This window comes from Puia sp., assembly GCF_036500295.1.
GTDB lineage: Bacteria > Bacteroidota > Bacteroidia > Chitinophagales > Chitinophagaceae > Puia.
In genome coordinates, this window is sequence record NZ_DASYCH010000078.1 from 1 (window position 1) to 19,517 (window position 19,517).

Sequence of the window (19,517 nt, forward strand, 5' to 3'; positions counted from 1 at the left end):
GGCCCGCCTTTCATTTCTCGCCAAAGGAGAAGTGGATGAACGATCCCAATGGGCTCGTCCGCATGGACGGGGTTTACCATCTCTTTTTCCAGTACTATCCAAACGATATCGTCTGGGGCCCGATGCACTGGGGGCATGCGACAAGCAAAGACCTGGTGCACTGGCAGCAACAGCCGATAGCCCTGTACCCCGATAGCCTCGGGTATATCTTCTCAGGCAGCGCGGTCGTGGACTCGGCCAATACCAGCGGGTTCGGTCAGCCCGGGAAGCCGGCGATGGTCGCGATCTTCACCCATCATGATCCCGTCGGCGAAAAGCAACATACCAATACCTTCCAAAATCAAAGCCTCGCCTATAGCCTCGACAAGGGCGCCACCTGGACCAAATACGAGGGCAACCCCGTGCTGAAGAACCCGGGGATCACGGATTTCCGCGACCCCAACGTGAGCTGGTTCGCAAAGGGGAAGAAATGGATCATGACCCTCGCGACAAAAGATCGCATCGGCTTTTATTCCTCCCCCGACCTGAAGAATTGGACGAAGGAGAGTGAATTTGGAGAGGGCCTCGGCGCACATGGCGGGGTATGGGAGTGCCCCGATCTGTTCTCCTTCACCCGGAAAGAAGGGGACAAAGAACGCACCTATTGGATCCTGTTGGTGAGCAACAATCCCGGCGGCCCCAATGGCGGCAGCGGGACGCAATATTTTATCGGTGACTGGGACGGGCATGTCTTCAAGCCGCTGGACCAATCGACCCGGTGGATCGACTACGGACCCGATGACTACGCGGGGGTGCTTTGGAACAACGCCGGCCGCCGGCGCATCTTCCTGGGATGGATGAGCAACTGGGATTATGCGACAAAGGTGCCTACGTCGACCTGGCGCAATGCGATGACGGTGCCCCGCAACGTATTTCTGATGGATGTCAATGGTAAGCCCTGGCTCGCATCGATGCCATCCCCCGAGGTGATGACCCTGGCGCGACGGAAGGAGACGATCCGCCGGATCACCGTCGACAGCAGCGCCGATCTTTCGGCACAGCTAAGAGATGACGCGGGACGGTTTGTGCTGAACGTACGCGGGACGGCGGACCAGAGTGTCGCGTTCGTCTTCTATGACAAGGCGGGCGAGCAGGTCATATTTGGATTTAACAATGTCAAGCAGCAATATTATATCGACCGGAGCGCTTCGGGGAATACGGAATTTCACCCGGGGTTTGGCGGTGTGTATACCGCGCCGAGGATCAGTAAGGAAAAGGAGCTGAACCTGCAGTTCGTCATGGACCGTAGCTCGCTGGAAGTGTTCGCGGATGGGGGCCTGACGGTGATGAGCGCCGTGTATTTTTCCAAACAGCCGCTGACGAGGTTCAAAGTGAATACCACCGACCGCTGGACGATCAAGGAGCTGAATTATGCGGCGATGGCGTCGATCTGGTAAGTCGGCGGCAGGCGTTTGCGGCGTCGGGGTGCGGACAGCCAATGTATCGATACCGAACAGGAGTCCCCTATTCCAATTTATAAGTGCTTTATTCTCAATAAAGTGCGATCCGGCATTTTTTTCGCTGCCGGATTGCTATGCTTGGTACCTACTTTAAGACCGCATGGCGCAATATCCTTCGCGGCAAGCTTTACAGTGTTTTAAATATCCTGGGACTGGCGACGGGCATGGCCGTGGCGCTGGTGATCGGCCTTTGGGTCAATGACCAGCTGTCGAATGACCGGTGGATCCCCGGCTATCAACAGGCCTATCAGGTACGGTTCCGCTTTAGCGATAACGGCGTAATGCGGAGCCAGGAGGATGTGAGCCTGCCCGTGGGGGATGCGCTGAAGCGGGATATCCCCGAGGTGGCGTATGTGGCGCCGGCTTTTCATACGGGTGGGGATGCGGTGCTGGTCAATGACAAACGGGTAGAGGGTTTATCGAAATATGTGGGAGCGGAGTTCCTGCAGGTCTTTCCTTTCCCGCTGCTGGAGGGCGATGCCGCGACTGCGTTGAAGGAGCCGGGATCGGTCGTGATCTCCGAGTCGATGGCGCGGGCGGTCTTTGGGAAGGCCTCCGCCCTGAATAAAACTATCCGGATGGTGAGTATGGGGCCACGGAAGATCACCGCCGTGGTAAAGAACCTGCCGCGGAATTCCAGTTTTCAATTCGATTTTTTGCTTCCCTTTAAAGAATTTGCTTCAGGCGGCTGGGTACAGGCCGCTACGACGCGGTGGGGAGATGCCTACTTCACGATGTATGCGGCGTTGAAGCCGGGCGCCGATGTGGTGAAGGCCCAGCAGAAGATCTCACAGCTGGTGCGGCATTATTCTCCTGAGACCTGGACCAGTTTTCACCGGGAGCCGGTGCTCTTTGCGATGAAGGACTGGCATCTGTATACCGAGTTCAAGGATGGATACCCTTCGGGGGGATTGATCGACTATGTGCGGTTATTCAGCATCGTTGGGGTGCTGGTGCTGCTGATCGCCTGTATAAATTTTATGAATCTTTCGACGGCGCGGAGCGAGAAGCGGGCGAAAGAGGTCGGGGTAAGAAAGGTGATCGGCTCTTCGCGGAAGGGGCTGATCTTTCAATTCCTGGTAGAATCGCTGACGATGACCTTTCTTGCCTTTCTGCTGGCGCTGGCGGCAGTGCAAATGGTGCTGCCCGCTTTTACGGCGATGACGGGCGAGGTGATCCGCATCCCCTGGAACAACGGGCTTTTCTGGATGATCATGATCGGATACGTGGTGGTGACGGGTTTGCTGGCGGGAAGCCGGCCGGCCTTCTATCTGTCCTCTTTCCAGCCGGTGAAAGTGCTTAAGGGGATGAAGATCGGGAAGGCGGCGGCGCTGCCGAGAAAAGTTCTTGTCGTCTTACAGTTCACCTGCAGCATCGCACTTATCATCAGCACGGTAATCGTCTATCAACAGATCCAATATGCGAAGGACCGGCCGAGGGGATACGATCCCAGCCGGCTGGTCGTGATCTCTAACCCTGGCGACAGCTATGGGGTGTATAAACAGGAGGTGCTGCGATCGGGTGTCGTTACGGCCATGACCAGAAGTCTCACCTCTGCATCGGAGGTCCATGGTCATAATATCGTCGATCAATGGCCGGGGATGTTGTCCGGCGAGGCCTTTGCACCTGTGCTGCAGGCGGTGGCCGACAGCGACTATTTCAAGACCCATGGGATCGGGTTTTTGGAAGGGCGCAATTTCTCGGGCAATTTCGGCGCCGATTCCACATGTGTCATCTTTAACGAGGCCGCGGTGCAACGGATGCGGCTGAAACAGCCCCTCAATGCCTATGTCCACTGGCCCAGCGCCAACGCGCCCGAGCGACTGCGCGTGATCGGGGTCGTCAGGAATATCGTGACGAATAATCCGTTTGGTACGCCTGATCCGACGATCTATGTCTTTCAACCCGGTTGGACCTGGGCGGTAACGTGCCGGGTCGCGCCGAATGTTTCTACGCGGGCCGCGCTGGAGAAGATGCGCGATATCTATGGTAAGTATGTGCCCGGTGAACCGTTTGGTTATTCTTTTGTGGATGACAACTATGCGTCGCATTTTGCGCTGGAAACGATGATCGGAAAGCTGGCGGGGGTGTTTGCGGGGCTGGCCATCTTTATCTCCTGTCTGGGGTTGTTCGGGCTGGCGGCGTATATGGCCGAACAGCGGACGAAGGAGATCGGTATCCGCAAGGTGCTGGGTGCTTCCGTGGGGCAGGTGATGGTGCTGCTATCGGGCGATTTTCTATTCCTGGTGGGTGTGAGTTGTGTGATCGCGTCACCGATCGCGTATTATTTTCTGCATCAGTGGCTGGCAGGATATTATTACCGGATCGCTATCAACCCGCTGGTGTTTGTCGCTGCCGGAGTATTGGCGGTGACGATCACCGCGATAACGGTGGGATTCCAGTCGATCCGGTCGGCGCTGATGAACCCCGTGACTTCCTTACGAAGCGAATAACATGAAAATATGCTGAACACTTACCTGAAGACCGGCTGGCGGAATATCGTCCGCGGCAAGACTTACAGCCTGTTAAATTTATTGGGTCTCGCGACGGGGATGACCGTTGCGCTGGTGATCGGGCTTTGGGTGACCGGCCAGCTCGGGTATGACCATTTTATACCCGGGTATGAGCAGGCGTACCAGGTGCGTTTCCGCTCCCTGGATCACGGTGTAGTGCGCAGCCAACGCGAAGTATGTATGCCGATCGCGGATGCGTTGAAGCGGGATATCCCGGAAGTTGCGCATACGGCGCCCAGGTATGAGCTCGGACAGGAGCTGCTGGTCGTCGGGGATAAGCGGATCCGCGGGGAATTGAATGCCGTCGGCGAGGAATTCCTGCAGGTGTTTCCCTTCCCGTTGGTGGAGGGGGATGCGGCGACAGCTTTGAAACAACCGAATACGGTGGTGATCACCGAGTCGATGGCGAAGGCGGCGTTTGGGAATGTTCCGGCATTGGGCAAGACGGTGCGGCTGCTGAACTGGGGACCCCGGAGGGTGACCGCCGTGATGAAAGACTTTCCGCGCAGCAGCAGTTTCCACTTACAAATCCTGCTCCCGTGGGTTGATTTTAAACGCTGGGATTGGGTGCCGAGGACCTCGGCGCAATGGGAGCTGGCTATCTGGCAAATGTATATGTCACTGAAGCCCGGCGCCGATGCGGCGAAGGTCGAAGCGAAGGCTGCGGGGTTGGTGAAACATTATTCACCTTCCACCTATGCTACTTTTCAACGGGAGCCCATATTCTTTGCGATGAAGGACTGGCATTTGTATACTGAGTTCAAAGACGGCCGGCCTTCCGGCGGGCTGATCGATTCGGTGCGGATGTTCAGCATCGTGGGGCTGCTCGTGCTGATCATCGCATGTATCAATTTTACGAATTTGTCGACGGCCAGGAGTGAGCGGCGGGCGAGAGAAGTGGGGGTAAGAAAAGTGATCGGCTCTTCGCGGCGGGGGCTCATTTTTCAGTTCCTCATCGAGTCGATGGTAATGACCACGTTGGCTTTTGTGCTGGCCATGCTGGCTACCGGCGCCGTGTTGCCGGCCTTCCGGGCGATGACAGGGGAGACGATACTTATTCCCTGGGGCAGCGGCGGCTTCTGGATGTTGATGTTGGGATATGTTTTGGTGACGGGGCTGCTGGCCGGAGCGCGGCCGGCTTTTTATCTTTCTTCTTTTCAGCCGGTGAAAGTTCTGAAGGGAACGATGCGGGTCGGCCGGGCGGCGGCGTGGCCGCGAAGGGTGCTGGTGGTGTTGCAATTCACGGGGAGTATCGCCCTTATCATCGGTACGATCATCGTTTATCAACAGATCCAATATGCGAAGGACCGTCCGCGGGGATATGATCCGAACCGGCTGCTGGTCTCCACGATACCCGGGGGAGACTATCGCGCCATGAAACAGGATATGCTGAACAGCGGCGCCATAACGAGCATGACAAGGGCGCTGAGTTCGACGACGGAGGTGTATGGACACGAAACGATCGACCAGTGGCCGGGACGGCAACCGGGCGAAGCCATCCTGCCCGTGACCCGACCCGTTGCGGACGAAGATTATTTCCGGACACTGGGGATGAAATTTGTGGCGGGGAGCAATTTTACGGGGAATTTTGGAGCCGACTCGACCTGTGTGATCCTCAACGAGGCGGCGGTGAAGCAGATGCGGCTGGAGCAGCCGATCAACCAGTACGTACACTGGCAGACCGTCACCTCGCCCGGCCGGCTGCGGGTCGTCGGTGTCGTGAAGGATGCGCTGGCAAGCAATCCTTTTGCCGAGGCCGAGCCCGTGATGTATCTTTTTCAGCCGGGCTGGAGCGGCAGACTGCTGTACCGGTTGGCGCCGAATATCTCCACATCAGTGGCGTTGACGCGGCTGAAGACCATTCATGACAAATACGATACGGAACATCCTTTTGACTATAAATTCGTGGATGAGGACTATGCCACCAGTTTTGCTGTCGAAGAAATGATCGGGAAGCTGGCGGGCGTATTTGCAGGGCTGGCGATCTTCATTTCCTGTCTGGGTTTGTTCGGACTGGCGGCCTATATGGCCGAACAGCGGACCAAGGAGATCGGTATCCGGAAAGTGCTGGGAGCGTCGGTACGGCAGATGGTGGTTCTGTTGTCGAAGGATTTTTTGTTGCTGGTGGGCGCGAGCTGTGTGATCGCGTCGCCGGTGGCCTGGTATTTTCTGCATCAGTGGCTGGCGGGGTATTATTACCGGATCGCCATCAACCCGCTGGTATTTGTTGTCGCGGCGATGATGGCGATGGTGATCACGGCGTTGACCGTGGGGTTCCAGGCTATAAGGTCGGCGCTGATGAATCCGGTGCGTTCCCTGCACAGCGAATAGTCCTAATTGGATAATCCGCCGCTGCTCTGACCAGAGACGCGCTTACCCTCCTCTTCGGCGCCGGTCTTGCGGGCCCTTGCCGCCTTGACCTGGGAATTCCCGAACTTATACGTGAAATAGAGCTTTAGCTGCCGGCTCTCCGTGTGCCCGGTGGACCGGACGTATTGACCTGCGAACTCGCTGGTGGCTGTCCAGCGCAGGGTATAGAAAAGATCGCTCACCGAGAGTTTTATCAATCCTTTATTGTTCCAAATTGCCTTCTGGACGCCGGCATCCAGGTTGCCCAGTCCATGGGTCTTGAACGTGCCCTGCCAGATGGAAGGCGAGGTGTAGAAGCCCGAAAGGTCGACGATATAACCGTTGCCGAGGCGGAAGCTTTGCTGGGCGAAGACATTCGCAGCGAAAACGTGCAGGTTTACCGTCCGGCCCGCGCCGAAGTCGGCATTATACATCGAATAGTAGGTGTTGACATTGGCGAAGAGGCTATACCGGCCGATAGACCAGGGGTAGCTGATGTTGAGGCTGGTGATGTCCTGGGTCGCCAGATTTTGTTTGGTAAGAAACGCCTTTGAACGTTGCGTCGTGTCTACAAGCTGGGTAAACACATCCTTTACATGGCTGTAGTTGAGGGTGGTGACCAGTTTGGACTTAAAGACAAAGCTGAGGCCGACGCTATTGGTGTATTGGGGTCGGAGCTGGGTGTTGCCTTTCTGGAAGGTATATTCGTCCAGCTTGAAGAGAAAGGGGTTCAGATCCTGGTAGGCCGGCCGGTCGATGCGGCGGCTGTAGGTGAGCGTCCATTGTTTCATAGGGCTTTTATTATACGTGATCGCGGCGCTGGGGAACAGGCCGGTGTAATGGCGGTTGAAAGTGGAGTCGAAAACCTGGTACCCATCGGGCCCCGACTTATAGCCGGTACTCGTTCCTTTTGCATTCGTATTCTCTACCCGCAGGCCCGCTTGCAGCGCCCAGCCTTTGAAGGGCCGGCTATAGTTGGCGTAGACAGCATTGATGTTTTCCTTGTAGTTGAAGGTGCTGCTGTTGAGGGTGTCCTGGAGTTTGGTAGGGGGTTCGACATCGTATTGGCGGAATTCGTTGCTGCTGCTGACATAGGAGGTCTTTACGCCAAGACCCAGTTTTCCTTTTTTCAGGTTTTGTTCGTAGTCGGTCTTGAAGGTATAGATATCGATATTGGTGGGCGCGAGCATGTCGAAGATATCGCTGTAGAGCAGATTGGTCCCGGTGGGATCGAAATACAGATTGGGCTGGTACTGGTCGCTGCGGATGCGATAGATGCCATAGTCGGCGTCCATGCTGAGGTCGCGGCCTAGTGAATCGGTATGGTGATAGTTGAGGTCGAAGTTGCCGTTGTTGCGATGACCGCCGGAGGTGTTGTCGGCCTGCAGGACGCGGTTTGGTTGCTTCTTATCGGCGGTGCCGTCGGGCAGATAGCTGATATGGGTAACAGCATCGGTCGGGGTGCTGAAATTCGAAAGGGAACCGTCGACCATGACGCCAAGGGTGTTGTTCTTATTCAGGAAGTAGTCCAGACCGGTCTTGAAGGTATGGCTGCTGAGATGGGGTTGGATCACGGAGTGTTGATCGAAGAGGGTGTCCAGCTGAATACGATAAAGCCCCATGTCGATGGCGTTCGTCGTATTGTTATAGTCATAGTTGCCGAACCAGTTGAGATGGGCATCGCGGTGATTGAGCGAGACCCCGCCATTGTAATTCGAGTGGGTGCCGATATGGTACCCTCCGGTGAGCGAGCCGTTGTTGCCAAAGGACTTGTTCTTTTTGAGGCGGATATTGATGATGCCTGCATTACCGGCGGCATCGTATTTGGCCGAAGGATTGGCGATGAGTTCGATGGATTCGATCTCGGAGGACTGGAGGGTCTTTAGATAGTCGGCAAGGTCGGTGCCGTTGAGGGGGACCTGGCGGCCGTCGATATAGACCTTTATGCCGTTCTTCCCGGACAGGCTGATATTATTGTCCTTGTCGACCATGACGCCGGGGGACTTGCGCAGGAGATCGAGGACGTCCTGGCCGACGGCGTTGATACTGCCTTCGACATTGACAATCGTGCGATCTGCTTTTACCTCCACGGGCGGCTTACGACCGGTGACGGTGATGGCCTTGAGGCTGTCGGCTTTCTGGGCCGTGGAGAGGCCCTGCCCGCGGACGATGATCGGCTGCAGGAGCATGTTTAAGGAGAGCAGAAGGATGGTGAGAATAGCAATTAGTTGTTGCATACGATTAGCTTTTGTACCGTAAAACTAATCGCTGAGAACCGCGACCGGTGGCGTTATTCGGCGAGCGACCGGCTTTTCGCTGAATGGATCGATTTACGCGATGAATGACTTGGGGAGACGCTTTGGAGCCGACGGAATTTTATCCTTTTCCGAGTTTGCGGAAGACGTCCTGGCGGTGTTCGCGGGAGACGGGAATGAGTTTGCCATCGATGTCAACGCAATTCCCATCGATGCCGTTGATCTTGTCAAGGGCGATGGTATAGCTGCGATGTACCCGGGCAAACTGCCCCCCGGGGAGTTTGTCGGTTATTTCCGTGAGCGATTGATAGGTGATATAGGCGGCGTCGCGGGTGCGGACCCGGACATAGTCCTTCAGGCTTTCGATGTAGAGGATGTCGCCGATGAGGACCTTTATAAATTTCTTGTCGACCTTTAGGAAGAGATGGTCTTTACTGGAAACAATAGGCTCTTCTTCTTTTTGCGGGAGTGGGCGGGCGAGCTTGACGATCTTTTCCAAAGCCTTCATAAAGCGTGGGAAGGAGATGGGCTTTACCAGATAGTCGGTGACTTCGAGTTCGAAGCCTTCGACGGCATAGTCGCGGTAGGCGGTGGTAATGATGATGGCCGGGGGCTCTTTCAGGGATTTGAGCAGATCGAGACCGGAGAGCAGGGGCATCTCGATGTCGAGGAAGAGACAGTCGACCGGCCTTTTCTGTAGCAGTTGGAAGGCTTCGACGGCGTTGCCGCAGCGGATGATGTTCCCGGCTTCGATGCGGTGAAGATAGTTTTCGATGACGTCGATGGCAAGGGGTTCGTCGTCGATGATCATATAGTGCAGTGCTTTCAGCATAGCGGCATTTTTAGGGAGACCATAAAGACCTTATTCTCTTCGCGGATGTCGAGGGTGTAGCGATCGCCATACAAAAGATCGAGGCGACGGCGGACATTCTTGAGCCCGATACCCCTGGCGTCGTCGGTATGCCGGAAGTTTAGGAGTGCATGCTCCTCTTCGGGCGCGGGGTTTTCGACATGGAAGAAGAGATGGCCGGCTTTTACGGTAAGCCGGATGGTGAGCAGAATATGACTGATATTGTTCTTCACCCCATGCTTGAAGCTGTTCTCGAGGAAGAGGATGAGGATCATCGGGGGAATCTGCACGCCGGCGGTCACGCCTTCGATGGTGAAGGAGATGGAGAGGCGGCTTCCGAAACGGAGCTGTTCGACGTCGAGATAATTTTGGAGATAGTCGATCTCTTTTGTCAGCGGTACCTGGGGGGAGGTGGATTCGTAGAGCATATAGCTCATCAGATCGGACAGTTTCAGGATGATCTCGGGCGCCTGATCGGATTTCTTCAGGGTAAGGGAATAGATATTATTCAGGGTGTTGAAGAAGAAATGGGGTTGTATCTGGGCGCGGAGGAATTTGAGTTCCGTCTCGAGATAATGTTTTTCTTTTTCCTTTTGGATCTGTTGGTTAATGAGGGTGTCCTTTACAAACTTCAATCCGGTGGCGAGGCCCAGGATATAGATTAGCTGAATGATGCCGACAAACCAGGTGCCAACCGTGAAGATATGCGCCTTAGGCAGCATTTTGGGTTCGGTCGCGCGGATAAAGACATATTCCAGGCTTTCGAACACCAGGGGACAGACGCACAGCATGGCCAGAAGCGTCAGGATATAGAGGCCGTATTTCCGGCTGAACAGGAAGCGCGGGATGAGGAGGTAGAGATTGAGGTAGACGCAGGCTGCCTCGACAACGACCAATATTGCCGTGATGACATACATGGTAAGGTCCAGCTTGTCTCTGAGGCTGAGATAGAGCGTGACGGTCAGGCCGTAGTAGAGCACCCAGAACAGCGGGTGATAGAGCCAACGTCTTTTCAACAGCGATGCGTTGCGGATGTCGCCGGCGATGAGGGCCGCGCCTTCGGTTGGAATGGTATGGAGGGTTGCTTCTGCCAAGTAGATCGCCGGAGTAGACCGGCTTGAATAAAGGTAGGTTTTTTGGGTTTGTGCAAATCGGTTCTTCGCTGTTTGGCAGGATTTACGCGATGAATGACATCAAAATGGCGCCGGCTCATGCCGGGTAGCATTTTTTACATATTTGTCCAGCCAGGCGTTCTCTTCGTACAGCAAATCGAGGAGATTCTCCCTTCCGCGATAGCCATGGGCCTCGTAGGGGAAGACGATATAACGTACCGTTCCGCCGTGGCCTTTGATGGCGTTGTAGAGGCGTTCGCTCTGGATGGGGAAGGTACCGCTGTTGTCATCCATCTCGCCGTGGGTCATCAGCAATGGGGTGGTGATCTTGTCGGCGAAGTTGAAAGGGCTCATGTCGTAATACAGCGACGGGTCCTGCCAATAGGTTCTGTCCTCATTTTGAAAGCCGAAAGGGGTGAGCGTGCGGTTGTAGGCGCCGCTGCGGGCTATGCCGGCTTTGAAGAATTTGGTATGAGCGAGGAGGTTGACGGTCATAAAAGCGCCATAGCTGTGGCCGCCGACCGCGACACGGTTGCTGTCACCTACCCCCATCGCCGATAGTTTTTGGATGGCAGCCCGCGCGTTGAGAGTGAGCTGGTTGATGAAGTCGTCGTTCGGCTTTTTAGTGCTGTCGCCGGAAACGATGGGCATTTCGGCATTGTCGAGGATGGCAAAGCCCTGGGTTACCCAGAATACAGGTGAGCCCCAGCTGATCATGGTAAAATGATCCTGGCTGCCGCGGACCTGGGCCGCGTCGGCAGCGGAGTTGAATTCGCGGGGATAGGCCCAGATGAGAATCGGGAGAGGACCATCCCTTTTTGGATCGTAGCCTTTTGGCAGATAGAGGTCGCCGGTGAGGTCGACTCCATCGGCGCGTTTATAGCCGATTTTTTCGCGGGTAATACCCTCCAGCTGGGGATAGGGATTTTTAAAGGCGGTGACGGCTTTGTCGTCACCGGGTTTGTCGAGATTTTTGAGATAATAGTTGGGCGTTTCCTTCTGGGATTCGCGGCGGCTCAGGAAGAGCCCTTTGCCGGCGTCGATGGTGCCGACGATCGATTCGAACGAACCTGCTGCGCAGCGCCAGATGATCTCGTTCTGTTTTGTGGCAAGATCGAACTTCGCGAGAAAAGGCAGGTCACCCTTTGGCGAACTGCCTGTCACGTTATTCAACAGGACTTTTTTACCGTTGTCGGTCGTGGTGAGAACGCGTTCACCATATTTATTAGGAGTAAGAAGGGGAGAGCCGGGGTCGTCATAGGCGTCGGTGGTGTTTCGCGTGTTCAGTAGCGTTATCGTATTGGTTGCCGGGTCATAGCGAAGGAGGTGTTCGGTTTGTTTGCTGCGCAGCAGCTCGGTGACGAGGGCGGTGCTGTCGTTGCCCCAGATGATATTGTCGAAGCGCAGTTTCGTGCGGAAGAGTTCTTTTGCTTCCCCGGTGAAGGGTGCGGGCAGTTGGTAAACGGCGTCATGGAATTCCTGTTTCTTCCGCATCAGGCCGCTGTCGAGCGGTGCACACCAGGTGAGTGTGGCGGGACGATCGCTGCGCCAGTCGTAGTCACGGGGCGCGTTTTGCGTATTGTCGAAGCCGCGGGGTTGCCCTTCGCCCGAAGGCAGGATGTTGATGGACTTCGTTTCGCCCGTGGCGGTATTGAGGATGCTGATGTTCGAAGGAAAGCGGGAGGCGGGTACGAGATAAGAAAAAGGGTGGAGGGCTGTTCTGGTCAGGATATATTTTTTATCCGGCGAAGGTTCCACGGCGAGGAAGATGGCTGGCTTGCCGAGCGGGGTTTCGAGGCCGCCGGTATTTTTTACCAGTTGGGACTCGCCATAGAAAGCGAAGAGGGCTTCGTCATAGGGCGTCTTTATCAGATCTTCAAAGGTGGCGCTCGGCGCTGCCTTCCCGAGGTTCTCCTGAACGGCAGGTCCGGCGGGCGTCAGTTGTTTTGGCGGGGCGGCGGAGGCGGGTTGGCGGATGATCTTGTAGAGAAGTGTTTTCTCGTCGAGCCAGCGATAGGCGCCGCCGGTGATGATATTGAGCGGGGTCTTGTTGACGCGGGTTGCTTTTTTGTCGCTGAGGTTGATGACGTAGAGGTCCACCTGTTTATTGGTGGTGTTGGTGAAGGCGATGCGGGTCTCACCCGGGCTCCAGCTGATGTTGCCGGCGCGGAGCGGGGTGGGGAGGCCGGTGACGGGAGTTTCCTTGCCCGTGCGGATATTTTTTATGGAGAAGCCGTTGATGAAGTTTTGGCGGCTCAGCGCGAAATTGTCGGGGTTGAATCGCAGGCCGGCGATGCGGAGCTCGGGTTGGGCGAGTTCTTCCACCGGCGGATAGGAACTGCGGCTGCTGAGCAACATCCATACCCCCTGGCGGTCGATGCTGACGGCGGGTGTCGGCGGGGCGAGGAGGAGGTCGGCGATCTCCTTTGGCGGCAGCTGGTAGCCTTTTGCGCCGGCGGATTTTTGGGCGCCATCCGTTTGGGTGGTGACGCCGTGCTCTCCGGTTGCGGAGTTGGGTTGGGCGAATACACCCGGGGCGGCAAAAGCCGTGAGCAGGATAAGCAGTAGTTTTCTCATGAACCTAAGCTACGGAATTTTTACCGGCTTGAGACCGCCGATCACATAGCAGGGGTGCATTTTTCCGATACCGGGGGCAGGCCGCGGCATGACTACGGCGATGGGTGGTGGAGTGGTAAGGCGACAGGTGGGCGGTGGCTCGGGGTTGAGGATCGCTTCGGCAACCATCGCCCCGGCGACCAGCGGCTTTTCATAACCCGGAATGACGGTCGAAGGCTGGTAGCGGGTATGGTCGGACGCAGCAGGCTGCGGACGCTGTGGCTGCTGCGTTTGCTGCGCTTGCTGAGGTTGCTGAGGTTGCTGAGGTTGTTGCCGCGGCTGTTGCTGGGTGGCGAAGACCTCATTGATGGAGGGGCTGATCAGCGTACCGGAAGAAGAGACGACGGAACTGGACAGCGGCTCGGCGGCTGGTGTACCGGTCGTGCGGATGTCGGCCGGCTGTGGTTGCAGGGCCGGGGTCGCCGTCCGCCGGTTGAGGATAACGATGCCGAGGGCGGTAAAAGCCAGCATAACCACCGATCCATGGAGGTGGATCAGGCCTCCGGATGGATAGGGGAGGGTAACATCGGCCCGAACTCCAAAAGAGTCGATGCCGTTACTGACGGCTCTTGGCAGATAGCCCTGGACCAGGTAGAAGGCGCCGCCGCCGGCAGCGAGTAAGATCAGCAGGGTCCACCAGCTGGTGAGGGCTTTCCAGACCCGGGCGCCGCTGGAGATACCCGGGTGTTCACGGGTAAGCCCCGCAGACGGGGCTATCTGATAAAACAGCGCGAACAACACGCTGACCGGCAACACGTCGATCGCCGGCAGCTCCAACGGGATGTCCAGGAAGACGACCATCGGCCGGAGGCTACCCAGATTTCCCAACCAGGGAAAAATCGGGGCTATGAAGAATTGCTCCAGCAATACGGAGGCGGCCAATAAAAGGGTTATAAGGAGGAGGTTGCTTCTCCGACCGTCGGGGGTGGACATAACTTGTTTTTTACAGATGAAAAGGTCGACTAATGGGTCGGGTAGAAAGCTGTCATATTTGGAGGCTTCAGCTGTCGGGCCAGGGGCCCCGCTTACTGAATGTAAGAACGGGAATTTTACCGGAAGTTATATGAATGATTTGCCAAAGAAGCGTTAAAACCGGAAGAGGCCGTAAGGGAAAGGACGGAAGCCGGAAAAAAAGAGTATGCAAATTTTCCGGCGGCTGCATCTCTTTAAAAAAAACTTATGCTAAGCCGAATTTTGTGCTGTTTTATTGGCTGCCTTTCGATGCTGACGGGCATGGCGCAGATGCCTTCGCTAAAGACGGATGGGAAAGAGTCCGGCGACGTCTATCTGCAGAAGCTGGACGTGGAAGTGTCGATCAATGGTGCGATGGCCACGACGACATGGACGATGGTCTTCCGGAATTCCACGAAGCGGATATTGGAAGGAGAACTGAATTTTCCATTGCCGCAGGGAGTCAGCGTATCCCGCTACGCGCTGGACATCGCCGGGAAGATGCGCGAGGCCGTGCCGGTAGAGAAAGAGAAAGCCACACAGGTATTTGAGAATACCGAACGGCGTAGGATCGACCCGGGATTGTTGGAGAAGGTGGACGGGAATACCTTCCGCACCCGGATCTATCCGCTAAACGCCGGTGGCGTGCGAACGGTGATCATCGGATATGAACAGGAACTCTCCTGGGAGGACGAGGCCGATCTGCGCTACCGGTTACCGCTTGCCTTCAAGCGAAACCTCGAATCTTTTTCCATAGCGATCACCGTGGCGGGAACGGCCACCAAACCGCGGTTCGACGCGAATACCGGCGACGCGCTGCAATTTGAAGAGTGGCGCAATAACTGGTCGGCAAAAAAGGAGTGGCGGGATTATCGCGCTGACCAACCGATAGCCATACGTATCCCCCAACTGCCGGGTACGGGCGCCATCCGGATGCAGGCCGCCGGGAATCATTATTTTTTCACGGCGAGTATTTTTCCAAAAGCAAAACCGGTCGAAAAGCCGTTGCCGAAAAAGATCGGCCTGCTCTGGGATGTCTCGCTCAGCGGGCTGCACCGCGATCATCAAAAAGAGTTCGCCTTGCTGGATGCGTATTTTTCAACGATCGGGAATGTAGAGGTAAGCCTCGTGGAGTTCAGCAATACGGTCAGCGGCGTGACGCGATTTACTATCCATGGCGGGAATTGGCAGGCGTTGAAGAAGACACTGGAGAACGCGGTGTACGATGGCGGGACGCAGTTCGGCGCCCTGGACCTCGCAAGCTATTCGGCGGATGAATTCCTATTGGTGAGCGACGGGCATTCGAGCTTCGGCAGCGACCGCATCGGTTTAGGCGATGGCCCGGTGTATACGATCGCGGCGTCGGCGAACGCGGATTTTCCTTTTCTGCAATCGATCGCCCGGCGCAGCGGCGGCGAGCTGATCGATCTCCTGGCGGTGTCGGCGGCAAGGGCACATGATCTGCTATGTACCCAGTCGCTGCATTTTTTGGGGGTGAGGGGAGGTGAAGGCGTGGAAGAATGTTATCCGTCGATGCCGACGCTGGTGACGGGAGCCTTGACGGTGGCGGGGATGGTATATCAGCCGGTGAAGAATATCGTCCTGCAATTCGGTTATGGCAGGAAGGTGACGATGGAGGTGCCGGTGGGCCTCGATATGGCGCGGCATGGCGCGACGGGGATCGATCTGGGGCGGGTATGGGCGCAGAAGAAGATCGCCGAGCTGGATGAGCGGTATGAGGACAACCAGGCGGAGATCCGGCATCTGGGGCGAAGCTATGGCATCGTGACGCGGAACACGTCGTTGATAGTGCTGGAGAATATCCAGGATTATATCGCGTACGAGATCGAGCCGCCCGCCGAACTGCGCGACGAGGTTGACCGGTTGCTGAAGGGGCGGCAGGACGATGACCGGTGGCGGCGCCGGCAGGTGGCGGACAACGCGGAGCAATATTTTAATGAGTTGTTTGACTGGTGGAATGGGAAGTGGCCGAAGACGGCGGTGAAGAAGTTTACAGAGCCGCGCGTGGTGCGGGATGAGGAGTCCATGCAGTCGTCGCCGCGGTTGCAGCGTGAGGCCGCGATGGATGAGGTAGTAGTGTCGCCGGTGCCAAGGGCAATCCAGGGGAGGGTTATGGGACTTAGTGTTTCGAAGAGCGATAGGGAACGGGAGGTCGATAAGAAGGTAGATATGGAGAAGGGCGGCGGCGAGCCCGCCGCCGGCAATTTTACGGTGCTGAAAGCCGAGGCAGATACCCGATACCTGCAGCAGCTGAAGGCGGCGGCTGCCGGTGACAGGTATACGCTGTATCTGAAATTGCGGGCCGACTATGCCGATGTGCCGCTGTTCTATTTCCATGTGGCGGAATTCTTTCTGGGCCGCGGGGAAAAGTCGGCGGGAGTTCGCATCCTGTCCAATATCGCAGAGCTGGATGCCGGGAACTATGAGTTGTATAAGATGATGGCGTATAAATTAAAAGAAACGGGAGAAACCCGCGCGGCCTGTGCCGCCTTCCGGAAGATCCTGGAATGGCGGCCCTTCGAACCGCAGAGCTATCGCGACTACGGTCTCGCCTTGGAGGATGCGGGGCTTTATCAAAACGCGCTGGATACCCTGAACCTGGCGCTGACAAAGAATTACGATGTCACGGTCAGTGGGTTGTACCCAGGTATCGAAGAGACCTTGTTGCCGGAGATCAACACCCTGATCGCGCGGCATAGATCGAAACTGAATACAGGCCGGATCCCGCGGAAGCTGGTGGCGGAGATGCCTGTGGATATGCGGGTGGTGTTGAACTGGAACCGCAGCAGCACGGATATCGATCTGTGGGTCACCGATCCGGATAATGAACGGTGTTTCTACGGTCATCGCAACACCGCGATGGGCGGACGCATCTCGCATGACTTCACACAGGGGCTTGGACCGGAGCAGTTCCTGCTGAAGAAGGCCGTAAAGGGCCGCTACAAGGTGGAGGTCAACTATTACGGGGATACGCAGGTGCGGCTGGCGGGGGAAACAACGCTGCTGGTCGAAGTATACACGCATTATGGCGGGCCGCAGCAGCAGCGCAGCCTGGTGACCCTGCAGATGAAGCCGGGGTCGAAAGGCGCGGTGTATGTGGGCGATTTCCAATTCTGATCGGCGCCGGCCGGTGGCGGGAGTGGGGTTTTGTGCTATTTTTGGCCGGAATCGATGCGCATGAAAATAATCAAAGACCGGGAATGGACGACGGCGGCGTGGCTGACCGTCGTACTTCCTATTTTGGCGATAGAGTGGATCGCGTTCAAATGCTTTTATCCCTACGCCGACTATTTCACCGATTCCTATACCTATATCCAGGCGGCGTTGGACCAGGATGCCATCAGCTTCCGGCCGATCGGGTATTCGCTGTTCCTGCGCCTGGTGCATGTGTTCTCCACTCCGGATACGGTGGTGGTGACCTTGCAGTATCTGCTTTTGCAGGGCGCCAGCCTGGGGCTTGTCCTGTCGCTGCGGCGCTGGTGCGGGGTGGGGGAGCGGACTGTCGCGGTGTTGATGGCGTTCGTATTGCTCGACCCGGTCATTCCTTATGTCGCAAACTATATCTCGAGCGACGCCTTGTTCATCGGGCTCAGCCTCATCTGGCTGACGGTGCTGATGGGGATCCTGCGGGCGGCAGGATGGCGGCGCCTGGCGTTACAGGTGGTGTTGCTGTTTGTGATCTTCAACCTGCGGTACGCGGCCCTGTTCTATCCGGCCGTTGCGGCGCTGATGATCCTGCTGGCGCGGCGGGGATGGAGGTATAGCGCCATAGGAGTCGTAGCGAGCATCGGGGTCGTAGTGGCCGGAACGCTCTGGATCAAATCCGTCACAAGGCGGGAAACAGGGGCCGATCTCTTCTCGGCGTTCAGCGGATGGCAGATGGCGAACAATGTGCTCAACCTGTATCCGCATATCCCGGTAGATACGGCTGGGCTGCCTTCGGCGGAGTGCCGGGTCCTGGCGGGCTATGTGAGCGATTATTTTGTGGGGACGGGGCGGACCGTCGTTGGCCCGGGTGTTCGTACGGTGGCAAATACAGGCGGCCGGGACGTAGGAGCACCGGAGACGCGGGCGATGCCGGAGGTGACGACGGCCTATATGTGGCTCCATCCGAGCCCGCTGCATCTGTATATGGAGGCGTACAAGCGCCAGCACAAGCTGTCCTATTTTGACGCCTGGAACCGGGTGGGGGTCGTTTTTTCGCAGTATGGTTATTTTGTTGCGCGGAAACATCCGGTTGCCTTTCTCCGTTATTATGGCTGGCCGAGTGCGAAGGTGTTTTTTCTAACGGGTCTCGATAATATGGCCGCATTCAACGAAGGGAAACCGGACGTCGATTCCCTGGCGGCCAACTGGTTCCGCTATCCCGGCGTACACGTGAAAGCGGTTTCGGTGACGCTGCAGTCGAAAGTGCTGGCGCCCATGGCCTGGACCTATACGTTGCTGAACCTGTCGTTCGTGATTACGGCTTTGTTGTTCCTTTCGTTTCGGACCCTGCGGCAACGGAATAAGGTATTTACGGCCTGTTTCCGCCTGGCCTCGGCATTTCTTTTGGCGAACGCTTTTTTTAGCATTTTTGCAACGCCGAGCGTATTTCGATACCAGGTACTGCCCCTGATCGTACTTTTTGTTTTTACCGTGGCCGGGGTTTCGAAATCCAGGGTTTTTTCCGTAACTTGATGCTAAAATCTGCTAATAATGCAACCGCTTAATTCAGCCGAAAAGAATCCTTTGTCCTCTCTCGACGTGTGGGAAGACGATGTGTTGGAACGTTACCCCGATCCCGAGTCGATCGTCGCAAAGGAAACAGGGAAGACGACGGAAGAGTACCGGAATTATGAGACGCCGGGCCGGGATACGGTTCGGGAGTTTTATAAGCTGAACCACACCTTTCAGACCTATGACTTTGTGCAGCAGAAACGCGCGGAATTTCTGGGTTTTGATAAAAAAGAGATGTCGGTGTGGGACGCGTTCGATTTCCTCAATCAACTGGTAGATGACAGCGACCCCGATACGGATCTGGATCAATTCCAGCATTTGCTGCAGACCTCCGAGGCGATCCGCCGGGACGGACATCCCGACTGGATGGTGCTCGCAGGGCTTTTCCACGACATGGGCAAGGTGCTTTGTCTTTTTGGCGAGGCGCAATGGGCCGTGGTGGGCGACACCTTCCCGGTGGGCTGTGCCTGGTCGGACAAGATCGTGTACCCCGAATACTTTCAGTTGAATCCCGATAAGGATAACGAACAATATCAAACGAAATACGGGGTCTATAGCCCCAATTGCGGATTGCGCAATGTCCATCTCTCCTGGGGGCATGACGAATATGTCTATCAGATGATGAAGGATTA

11 protein-coding genes are annotated in these 19,517 nt (G+C 56.4%); 6 read left to right on the plus strand and 5 right to left on the minus strand.

Annotated elements, in window-relative coordinates:
- The 3 genes from VGM48_RS15150 to VGM48_RS15160 form a co-directional block, all read left to right on the plus strand.
- On the plus strand, window positions 1–1,436 hold a 1,436-nt coding region (locus VGM48_RS15150), incomplete at its 5' end, for a glycoside hydrolase family 32 protein (protein ID WP_331580540.1).
- Window positions 1,437–1,573: 137 nt separating this feature from the next.
- The gene (locus VGM48_RS15155) at window positions 1,574–3,952 is read left to right on the plus strand and encodes an ABC transporter permease (RefSeq protein WP_331580542.1); all 2,379 of its coding nucleotides are present in this window, start codon (window positions 1,574–1,576) and stop codon (window positions 3,950–3,952) included.
- A gap of 9 nt (window positions 3,953–3,961) precedes the next feature.
- On the plus strand, window positions 3,962–6,343 hold the full coding sequence (locus VGM48_RS15160) for an ABC transporter permease (protein WP_331580544.1): 2,382 nt from the start codon (window positions 3,962–3,964) through the stop codon (window positions 6,341–6,343).
- A gap of 2 nt (window positions 6,344–6,345) precedes the next feature.
- On the opposite strand, the gene VGM48_RS15165 is transcribed toward VGM48_RS15160, so the two are convergent.
- From VGM48_RS15165 to VGM48_RS15185, 5 genes are all read right to left on the minus strand, one after another.
- Complete coding sequence (locus tag VGM48_RS15165) at window positions 6,346–8,598, minus strand: outer membrane beta-barrel family protein (RefSeq protein ID WP_331580546.1); 2,253 nt, start codon at window positions 8,596–8,598, stop codon at window positions 6,346–6,348.
- Between the two features lie 139 nt (window positions 8,599–8,737).
- Window positions 8,738–9,448 carry a LytTR family DNA-binding domain-containing protein gene (locus VGM48_RS15170; RefSeq protein ID WP_331580548.1) on the minus strand — a complete coding sequence of 237 codons (711 nt, stop codon included), beginning with the start codon at window positions 9,446–9,448 and terminating at the stop codon, window positions 8,738–8,740.
- Entirely contained in the window at window positions 9,442–10,560 is a 1,119-nt protein-coding gene (locus VGM48_RS15175) for a sensor histidine kinase (protein ID WP_331580550.1), read from the minus strand. Before VGM48_RS15175 ends, VGM48_RS15170 begins: the two co-directional genes overlap by 7 nt.
- Window positions 10,561–10,659: 99 nt before the next feature.
- Complete coding sequence (locus VGM48_RS15180; protein WP_331580552.1) at window positions 10,660–13,155, minus strand: S9 family peptidase; 2,496 nt, start codon at window positions 13,153–13,155, stop codon at window positions 10,660–10,662.
- Window positions 13,156–13,164: 9 nt separating this feature from the next.
- The gene (locus VGM48_RS15185; RefSeq protein ID WP_331580553.1) at window positions 13,165–14,127 is read right to left on the minus strand and encodes a hypothetical protein; all 963 of its coding nucleotides are present in this window, start codon (window positions 14,125–14,127) and stop codon (window positions 13,165–13,167) included.
- Window positions 14,128–14,373: 246 nt separating this feature from the next.
- Here VGM48_RS15185 and VGM48_RS15190 point away from each other — a divergent pair, with 246 nt between their 5' ends.
- From VGM48_RS15190 to VGM48_RS15200, 3 genes are all read left to right on the plus strand, one after another.
- The gene (locus tag VGM48_RS15190; protein WP_331580555.1) at window positions 14,374–17,283 is read left to right on the plus strand and encodes a VIT domain-containing protein; all 2,910 of its coding nucleotides are present in this window, start codon (window positions 14,374–14,376) and stop codon (window positions 17,281–17,283) included.
- 60 nt (window positions 17,284–17,343) lie between these two features.
- Window positions 17,344–18,846, plus strand: a complete 1,503-nt coding sequence (locus VGM48_RS15195; RefSeq protein WP_331580557.1) for a hypothetical protein — start codon at window positions 17,344–17,346, stop codon at window positions 18,844–18,846.
- Between the two features lie 18 nt (window positions 18,847–18,864).
- Window positions 18,865–19,517: inositol oxygenase family protein (locus VGM48_RS15200; protein ID WP_331580559.1), on the plus strand; the 653-nt coding region annotated here is incomplete at its 3' end.

Coding starts and splice junctions, on each gene's coding strand:
- VGM48_RS15195 (WP_331580557.1), top strand. CDS start 17,344: ATGAAAATAATCAAAGACCGGGAATGGACGACGGCGGCGTGGCTGACC.
- VGM48_RS15165 (WP_331580546.1), bottom strand. CDS start 8,598: ATGCAACAACTAATTGCTATTCTCACCATCCTTCTGCTCTCCTTAAAC.
- VGM48_RS15190 (WP_331580555.1), top strand. CDS start 14,374: ATGCTAAGCCGAATTTTGTGCTGTTTTATTGGCTGCCTTTCGATGCTG.
- VGM48_RS15180 (WP_331580552.1), bottom strand. CDS start 13,155: ATGAGAAAACTACTGCTTATCCTGCTCACGGCTTTTGCCGCCCCGGGT.
- VGM48_RS15170 (WP_331580548.1), bottom strand. CDS start 9,448: ATGCTGAAAGCACTGCACTATATGATCATCGACGACGAACCCCTTGCC.
- VGM48_RS15185 (WP_331580553.1), bottom strand. CDS start 14,127: ATGTCCACCCCCGACGGTCGGAGAAGCAACCTCCTCCTTATAACCCTT.
- VGM48_RS15160 (WP_331580544.1), top strand. CDS start 3,962: ATGCTGAACACTTACCTGAAGACCGGCTGGCGGAATATCGTCCGCGGC.
- VGM48_RS15155 (WP_331580542.1), top strand. CDS start 1,574: ATGCTTGGTACCTACTTTAAGACCGCATGGCGCAATATCCTTCGCGGC.